This window comes from Mesorhizobium sp. B3-1-7 (genome assembly GCF_006439385.1).
Taxonomy (GTDB): domain Bacteria; phylum Pseudomonadota; class Alphaproteobacteria; order Rhizobiales; family Rhizobiaceae; genus Mesorhizobium.
In genome coordinates this window covers 59,010-65,925 of record NZ_VFTL01000039.1, presented here as the reverse complement: position 1 = coordinate 65,925, position 6,916 = coordinate 59,010, and the positions used below count along the sequence as shown (strand labels likewise).

Sequence of the window (6,916 nt, the reverse complement as noted above, 5' to 3'; positions counted from 1 at the left end):
CCCATGGCTGCCTCCAAAAGACAGCCTTGAATCTGATTTGCTCACTCTGGGGAATCCCAAGAGTCCACACTTCCTAGGCGGCAGCCATCGGACGGTCGAAAAAACGCAGCCCGAAAAAGCCGGCGACGAAGCCGCCGATATGGGCTTCCCAGGCGATCTGACCGTCGATGCCCGGCGCGAAGCCAAGCAGGCCCGTGGCCAGATTGATCACCATCCAAACGCCAAGAAAGGTCATGACGCCGCGCGAGCGCAACACGGATGCGATCGGCAGCGGCTCGCCGGCGAAGGCCGCGCTGCCTGAAGAGCGGTCGACGCGGAACCCATAGCGCGCAGCCGCGCCCATCATGCCGGAGATCGCACCCGAGGCACCGACGAGCGGCGCCTCGCCATAGGGATGCAGCGCCCAGAACAGAACAACCGAAGCCAGCCCTGTCACGGCGTAGAATATCGCGAAACGCAGCGCGCCGAGACGATTGGCGAGCGGCGAACCGAAGGCTGCAAGCCAGATCATGTTGATGGCGATATGGGCAATGCCTCCATGCATGAATGCATAGGTGAACGGACGCGTGAACAGGAACCAGTCGAAGCCGTACTGGCCGGTGTACAGCACCGGAATGAAGGCACCGTCGTAGAGCAGCGTCATTTGCTGCGCTTCGTTCAGCACATATTGCTGCAGCAGATAGACGACCACGCATATGCCGATCAGGGCGAGCACCACCGGCGGCAGGTTGAACACGGGTTCGCGGCGGCGCGGCTCGGAAGCCTCATCCGGCGTCGGTTCGGTTTCGGTGGGGCTTACAGGCTCGCTCATGCGCCTTTGCGGGTCTGGGGCTTAGGGGTTTTCGGCGAGCATGTAGATCACGCCCTTTCGAATCACAAACGGCTAATCGCCACAGCCCAGATCAGAAAAGGAGCGAATCAGAACGGAGCGAATCAAAAAGAAGGCCGTCCAGGATTTCCCTGAACGGCCGGTCGAGTCCCCTGCTCCCCATAAACTCGTGACTGAAGTGCTGCCGATCGCTGCAGGAACGACCGTTTTGGAGTGGTTTTGATGTGCCACAGGCTTCGGCGGCACGCAATGTAAACCACTTGTTAACCTTAACGACCCCGAGGCGTGAACAAACGTTAACGATACTGGCACGCATCCTGCTCCGCACCGCATGAAGGTCATCGGAGGGCGCCCTGTCTGTTCGCCGATGGGACATCAAAAGACAGATTGTGCGGAGCGGAATGGACATGAATGAAAAAGGATCAATCGCGCTGTTCCAATATTGGAACCAGCTGCGTGATGGTCGCCTCGCCCCGAAACGATCGGAGGTGGAGCCGGCCGACATCAAGTCGCTTCTGGCCGACACCTTCATCCTGGAGCGCGACACGCGCGGCGAGGCGGTGTTCCGGCTCGCCGGCACGCGGCTCTGCGCCTATTATGGCCGGGAGCTCAAGGGATTCTCCTTCCCTTCGCTCTGGCGCGAGAAGGATCAGCGGCTTGTGTCGCGGCTCATGCAGGGCGTTTTCGACCAGAAATCGGTTCTGCTCATGACCTATGAGGGGTTCAGCCGCAACGGCCGTTCCAACAAATTCGAGCTCATGGCGCTGCCGCTGGACGGGGGCGCCCAGAACCCGCGCTGCCTCGGCATCGTCAGCGCCGCCGACAAGCCGTTCTGGCTTGGCGCCGATCCGCTCGCCGACGCGCTCATCGATACGATCCGGGTGATAGATCCCGACAAGGAGCCGATGTTCCTGAAGAACCGTCCGGCGATCGACGTGCCCTCGCTCGTTCCGGCGGAATTCGATCCTCCGGAGACCATTTCGGCGCTCGGCCGCGTGCGCCGCATCCGTCATCTCGTCGTCCTCGACGGCGGGCGTCACGAGTGAACCCGGCCGTGTAAGATTTCCCGTCGCTCGCGGTAAGTTTTTCCGCGTCGCGCGAGCCCCCAGGCCCAGGCTTTTGCGGCCGACTTTCCCGTTTGTTAACCTGCTTTGCTGTAGTTTTTCGGGTGAAATTCCTCGCATCGTCGCGCGGAATGCCAACGGGGTGTAGGCAGTCATGAGGTCAGCGGCGGTAGAATATGCGCCGTCACGAGCTGAGAGGCGCAACTTTCAGCGTGTCCGCGTCAAGATTTACGGGCGCTTCATGCTGGAAGACCGCACCGAGCATCCTTGCCAGGTGATCGATATGTCGCCCGGCAATGTTGCGTTGCGTACGGACCGGATCGGCATGCCGGGCGAGAAGGTCATCGCTTATATCGACCATATCGGCCGTGTCGAAGGCATCGTGACGCGCACGTCGCAGGACGGTTTCGCCATGACCGTCATCGCCTCGGACCGCAAGAAGGACAAGCTTGCCGCGCAGCTCACCTGGCTTGCCAACAAGCATGAGCTCGACCTGCCCGAGGACCGCCGCCACGAGCGCGTGGCGCCGCGCAATCCGATGAGCGTCCTGCAGCTCACCGACGGGCGCCAGTATCAGTGCCGCATCATCGACCTGTCGCTCTCGGGTGCTGCCGTCGAAATCGACGTCAAGCCGGCGATCGGCGTCCAGGTCACGTTAGGCACGATGCGCGGCCAGGTGGTGCGCCATTTCGAGGACGGCGTCGCCATCGAGTTCGCGGTTATCCAGCGGCCGGAAACGCTCGATCAGGAATTCAACGCGCCGCGCTCCTGAGACGCGCGACGCGCGCTTCTGAGACGAGCTGAAGCCCGCTCCTGAGACGAGATGACACAAGCAAAGCAAACCGGCCCTTAGCGGCCGGTTTTTTGTTGTCCTCTTGGGAGGTCGGACGCGGGCCGCCAGTGACATCAGAATCTTGCGCGGGCCGGATGAAAATCTGAACAATCCGAAATTCCGATAGTTCAAATTTTATGTTTATTCTACTGGCGTTTTACTCAATGTCTACTTCGCGTTTTTGCGTCAAATAAATCCCAACGTGGCACAGTCTCCTCAAACGGGGAGACTACAACAATGAAAATGACGAGGGGCAAGCTGTTGCTCTTGGCAATGGCGATGCAGCTTTCCGCGTGGGGCACGGCAAGCGCAGGACCGGCTTTCATGCATACGGGTGGCCGCACCACCCAGCCGGTCGGCCACTACGATTTCTGCCAGCGCATTCCGGTCGAATGCAACCAACGGACGCCGAAGGGTCCGCCGGTCGAGCTGACGCGCAAGCTGTGGGCGACGATCGTCAACGTCAACAATTCGGTCAACGTCCGGGTCAAGCCTCGCACCGATATGGAGATCTACGGTGTCGAGGAATACTGGGCCTATCCCGACAAAGGCTATGGCGACTGCGAGGACTACGCGCTGGAGAAGCGCCGCGAGTTGATGGCCGTCGGCGTGCCGGCAGGCAATCTGCTGATGACGGTGGTGCGCCAGCCGAATGGCGACGGCCATGCGGTGCTCACGGTGCGCACCAGCCTCGGCGAATTCATCCTAGACAATCTCGAGCCGAAAGTGCTCGCCTGGAACGACACGGTCTACACCTATCTCAAACGTCAATCGACGGAGAACTCGGGCGCTTGGGTAACGATCAACGACGGCCGCGAGGACGCGGTCGCCAGCGTCCGCTAGGGCGCCAAAGCGATCGGGTACGCCGCCCATGATGCGGCGGCGTACCCGAGGAGAAAGCCCGGTCGAGTCCCCACCCTCCCCGTCCCCAACGACCGGGTTTTAGGAGCCGGCCCCTGTCCCCGGGGCCGGCTCCGCTGTTTCTGACGATACGCTTCCGATGGCCTGAATTTCTGTTTGGCGGGCCTTCTGTTACAACAGAAGATAGCGCGAAACTCTTCTCCTGTTTGTCTGCGCGCCAACCGTGGGATGTTCTGTATGCCGAACGAACCCCGATCACCTCGCCTTGCGGTTCTCATCGACGCGGACAACGCCTCCGCGAAGATTGCCGACGGACTGTTCGAGGAAATCGCGAAGATCGGCGAGGCAAGCGTTCGCCGCATCTATGGTGATTTCTCGAACGCCCGGTCGAAGAGATGGGCAGAGGTTCTGTCGAAGCACGCGATCATTCCGCAGCAACAATTCGCTTACATCACGGGCAAGAACGCTTCCGATATCACACTGGTGATCGACGCGATGGATTTGCTGCACAGCGGCCGGTTCGACGGTTTCTGTCTGGTTTCTTCCGACAGCGACTTCACTCGCCTTGCCTCGCGGATACGCGAGCAAGGCGTCGACGTGTTCGGATTTGGGGAGCAAAAAACCCCAGAGAGCTTCCGGCAGGCATGTCGCCGTTTCGTCTATACCGAAAACCTTCTCCATGACGCGGAGAACGCTCAAGATACTGCTCCTGCGACGAAGCCGCTTCAGGCGCCGACGGCAGCTACGCCCATTCTGAAGAAGGTCATCGGCCAGATGGAGAGTGAGGATGGTTGGGTGCTCCTGGGCACCTTTGGCAAGCAGCTCTCAAATCTCTTTTCCGATTTCGACCCGCGTACCTACGGCTTCAGCAAACTGAGCGATCTGGTAAGGAAAACGGCCGCCTTCGACATCGAAAATCCCAAAGGCGGGTCCATGCGGATACGGGTCAAACCTGCCAAGAAGAAAGGAAAAGGCAAATCCGGGTAACGCGATCATGTTAGAGATCCCTGAAGACCGATGCGAGCGCGCCAAGCTGTTCAGGACGATCGACGACGCGTTTAAAGCAGGTGATTTCGAGACCCTTGGCAAAGCGCTTGGTGGAGCGCCGCGCTGGTTCGACGAGAGGATGCCGTTCGAGCTCGGCCTTGGTCATCCGCTGGAATATGCGATCTACTGGAGCCCGGCCGCGTTCATCACCGCCTTGCTCGATGCCGGGTCGAACGCGAACTATGAAGATCCCGCCGGCTTTCCTTCGATCATTGCCGCGTTGTCGACGGAACGGCCGGACAGGCTGGATGTCGTCCACATCCTGCTTGGACACGGCGCCGACCCGGATATGCGCGGCGTGAACGACTGGACGCCCCTGCACTATGCGGTGTCTCGGCGTGACGCCGACGCGATCCGTCTGTTGCTCCTTTCAGGCGCGGACCCGTCGCTGCGGACTCGCATCGACGACTATGAGACGGCACTGGAAGGCGCCGAGCAGGCCGGCTTCGAGGCCGGCGCCTTTCTGTTGCGTGAAGCGATGAACAATCGCCGCGGATGACCACGCGCGAAGCGGGTCGCCGCCGTCACACCGTCTTGAGCCTGGCCTTGAAGCGTTTGGCATTGGCCACATAGTGGGCCGCCGAGACGCGCAGGCGTTCGATCGCCGCTTCGTCCAGCGTCCTGATCACCTTGGCGGGCGAGCCGACGATGAGCGAATTGTCAGGAAAAACCTTGTTTTCGGTCACCAGGGCGCCGGCGCCGACCAGCGAGTTGTTGCCGATCCTGGCGCCGTTCAGCACGATGGCGCCCATGCCGATCAGGCTGTTGTCGCCGATCGTGCAGCCATGCAGCAGCGCCCTGTGGCCGATCGTGCAGCCTTCGCCGATGGTCAGCGGAAAGCCGGGGTCGGTGTGCATGATCGTATGCTCCTGCACATTGGTGTCGGCGCCGATCGCAATGAGTTCGCCATCGCCGCGGATGACGACACCGAACCAGAAGCCGGCGTTGCCGCCGATCCGGATATTGCCGATCAGCGTCGCGTCGGGCGCGATCCAGTTCGTATCGGCGTCCTCGAACTCAGGCGCCTTCCCATCGATCGCATAGACCGGCATTTTTCGTCTCCGATTCGTCTCAACCAGCGAATTCGAAAGACCCTAGGTTGGCGGTCGCCCAGGATGCAATGGCGATGAGCACGACGCCGAGGGCCAGCGCCCAGGCGATGGCCGTGCAACCGCAGGACAACAGCGCCATCGCGCCTATGCGACCCTCACGCCGGGCGGCCAAGGCCTCGTTGGTGAGCATGAACGGTCCGGCGCAAGCCGTTGCCGCCAGCGAACGCAGGATATGGACAGGCGAAACATAAGGCTCGGCAAAGGCCAGGCGCCGGCCTGACAGCAGTTCCATGGCCGATCCGGACAGTCCGCAGGCCGTTAGACCAACAGCAAAAGCGTAAAGAACAAGCACAACGGGATCCATGTTTACCAACCGTTTACCATGAAAACGCACAGTCGTGCCAACGCGCTGCAAAAGCCATGCCGCGCAGGCTGTGCCGCCGAAGGACAGGCGGGCGGATCGGGAAAGAGCAAATGAGAGACGCAACGGCTGCCGAGAGCGCGGAGTTCCAGGTCGTCGACTCGACCTTGATGAGGCGGGTCTTCTACATTTTCGCGGCGCTGGCGCTGCTTTCGGTGGCCATCAGCGTCGGCGGCAAATGGCTCGGCCGGTCGATCGCCATGGCCGGCTATACGGATGACATGACGGTGCGCCAGATTGTCATGGGCAACAATCTGATCAGCGTGCCGGCAAACTTCATCCGCTTCGACCAGGCCAGGCGCGACGGCATCGCCTCGCGGCTCGATCTCTATCTGCGCTATCCCGAAATGGACGGCTACAGCACGGCCGCGCGCGACGACTTCAACCATGCGACGACCAGGAAGATCGTCTTCCTGTCGTTCGAGCCGCGCATGATGTCACGCGACATGAGCGGCCGTTTCGCGCCGATCTACAGCGCCCTGATCGAGAAGCCTGGCACGCCCGGCCCGGGCGGCACGACGGTCTACGCCTTTACGGAAAAATCAGGCTATCTCAACGAGGTGCTGGTCGTCGCGGAGCGTCCCGGCAAGGATCCCTTCGTCGCCCGCTGCCTGAGCGGCCCGAGCGCGGAGGAATCGCTGGCGCCTTGCGAACGCGACATCCAGGTCGGCGACGATCTCAGCCTCACCTATCGTTTCCCGCGCGAGCTGCTCGCGAATTGGCCGGCGCTCGACGCGGCGATCGCAGCCAAAGTGGCGAGTATTCTGAAGACTGGCCACTGACGCTGGCGGCTAGCCGAATATCCAACTA

At 61.4% G+C, this 6,916-nt stretch carries 9 protein-coding genes; 6 read left to right on the top strand and 3 right to left on the bottom strand.

Annotated elements, in window-relative coordinates; translation table 11 throughout:
* Positions 1-73: 73 nt before the first annotated feature.
* Complete coding sequence (locus FJ417_RS27230) at positions 74-811, bottom strand: rhomboid family intramembrane serine protease (RefSeq protein ID WP_140785553.1); 738 nt, start codon at positions 809-811, stop codon at positions 74-76.
* 425 nt (positions 812-1,236) lie between these two features.
* Here FJ417_RS27230 and FJ417_RS27225 point away from each other — a divergent pair, with 425 nt between their 5' ends.
* The 5 genes from FJ417_RS27225 (at position 1,237) to FJ417_RS27205 (ending at position 5,132) form a co-directional block, all read left to right on the top strand.
* Entirely contained in the window at positions 1,237-1,875 is a 639-nt protein-coding gene (locus tag FJ417_RS27225; protein ID WP_140646922.1) for a PAS domain-containing protein, read from the top strand.
* Between the two features lie 172 nt (positions 1,876-2,047).
* On the top strand, positions 2,048-2,665 hold the full coding sequence (locus FJ417_RS27220) for a PilZ domain-containing protein (RefSeq protein ID WP_140646921.1): 618 nt from the start codon (positions 2,048-2,050) through the stop codon (positions 2,663-2,665).
* A 297-nt stretch (positions 2,666-2,962) separates the two neighbouring features.
* Positions 2,963-3,568, top strand: coding sequence for a transglutaminase-like cysteine peptidase (locus tag FJ417_RS27215; RefSeq protein ID WP_140646920.1), 606 nt, complete (start codon positions 2,963-2,965; stop codon positions 3,566-3,568).
* 255 nt (positions 3,569-3,823) lie between these two features.
* On the top strand, positions 3,824-4,573 hold the full coding sequence (locus FJ417_RS27210) for an NYN domain-containing protein (RefSeq protein WP_140785552.1): 750 nt from the start codon (positions 3,824-3,826) through the stop codon (positions 4,571-4,573).
* A gap of 139 nt (positions 4,574-4,712) precedes the next feature.
* The gene (locus FJ417_RS27205) at positions 4,713-5,132 is read left to right on the top strand and encodes an ankyrin repeat domain-containing protein (RefSeq protein ID WP_246687557.1); all 420 of its coding nucleotides are present in this window, start codon (positions 4,713-4,715) and stop codon (positions 5,130-5,132) included.
* A gap of 25 nt (positions 5,133-5,157) precedes the next feature.
* On the opposite strand, the gene FJ417_RS27200 is transcribed toward FJ417_RS27205, so the two are convergent.
* Positions 5,158-5,685: a gamma carbonic anhydrase family protein gene (locus tag FJ417_RS27200; RefSeq protein WP_140785550.1), complete on the bottom strand. Its 528-nt coding sequence runs from the start codon at positions 5,683-5,685 to the stop codon at positions 5,158-5,160.
* Positions 5,686-5,704: 19 nt separating this feature from the next.
* Positions 5,705-6,049 carry a hypothetical protein gene (locus tag FJ417_RS27195; protein WP_140658596.1) on the bottom strand — a complete coding sequence of 115 codons (345 nt, stop codon included), beginning with the start codon at positions 6,047-6,049 and terminating at the stop codon, positions 5,705-5,707.
* Positions 6,050-6,159: 110 nt separating this feature from the next.
* On the opposite strand from FJ417_RS27195, the gene FJ417_RS27190 reads away from it, so the two are divergent.
* On the top strand, positions 6,160-6,888 hold the full coding sequence (locus tag FJ417_RS27190) for a hypothetical protein (RefSeq protein WP_140785549.1): 729 nt from the start codon (positions 6,160-6,162) through the stop codon (positions 6,886-6,888).
* Positions 6,889-6,916 lie beyond the last annotated feature (28 nt).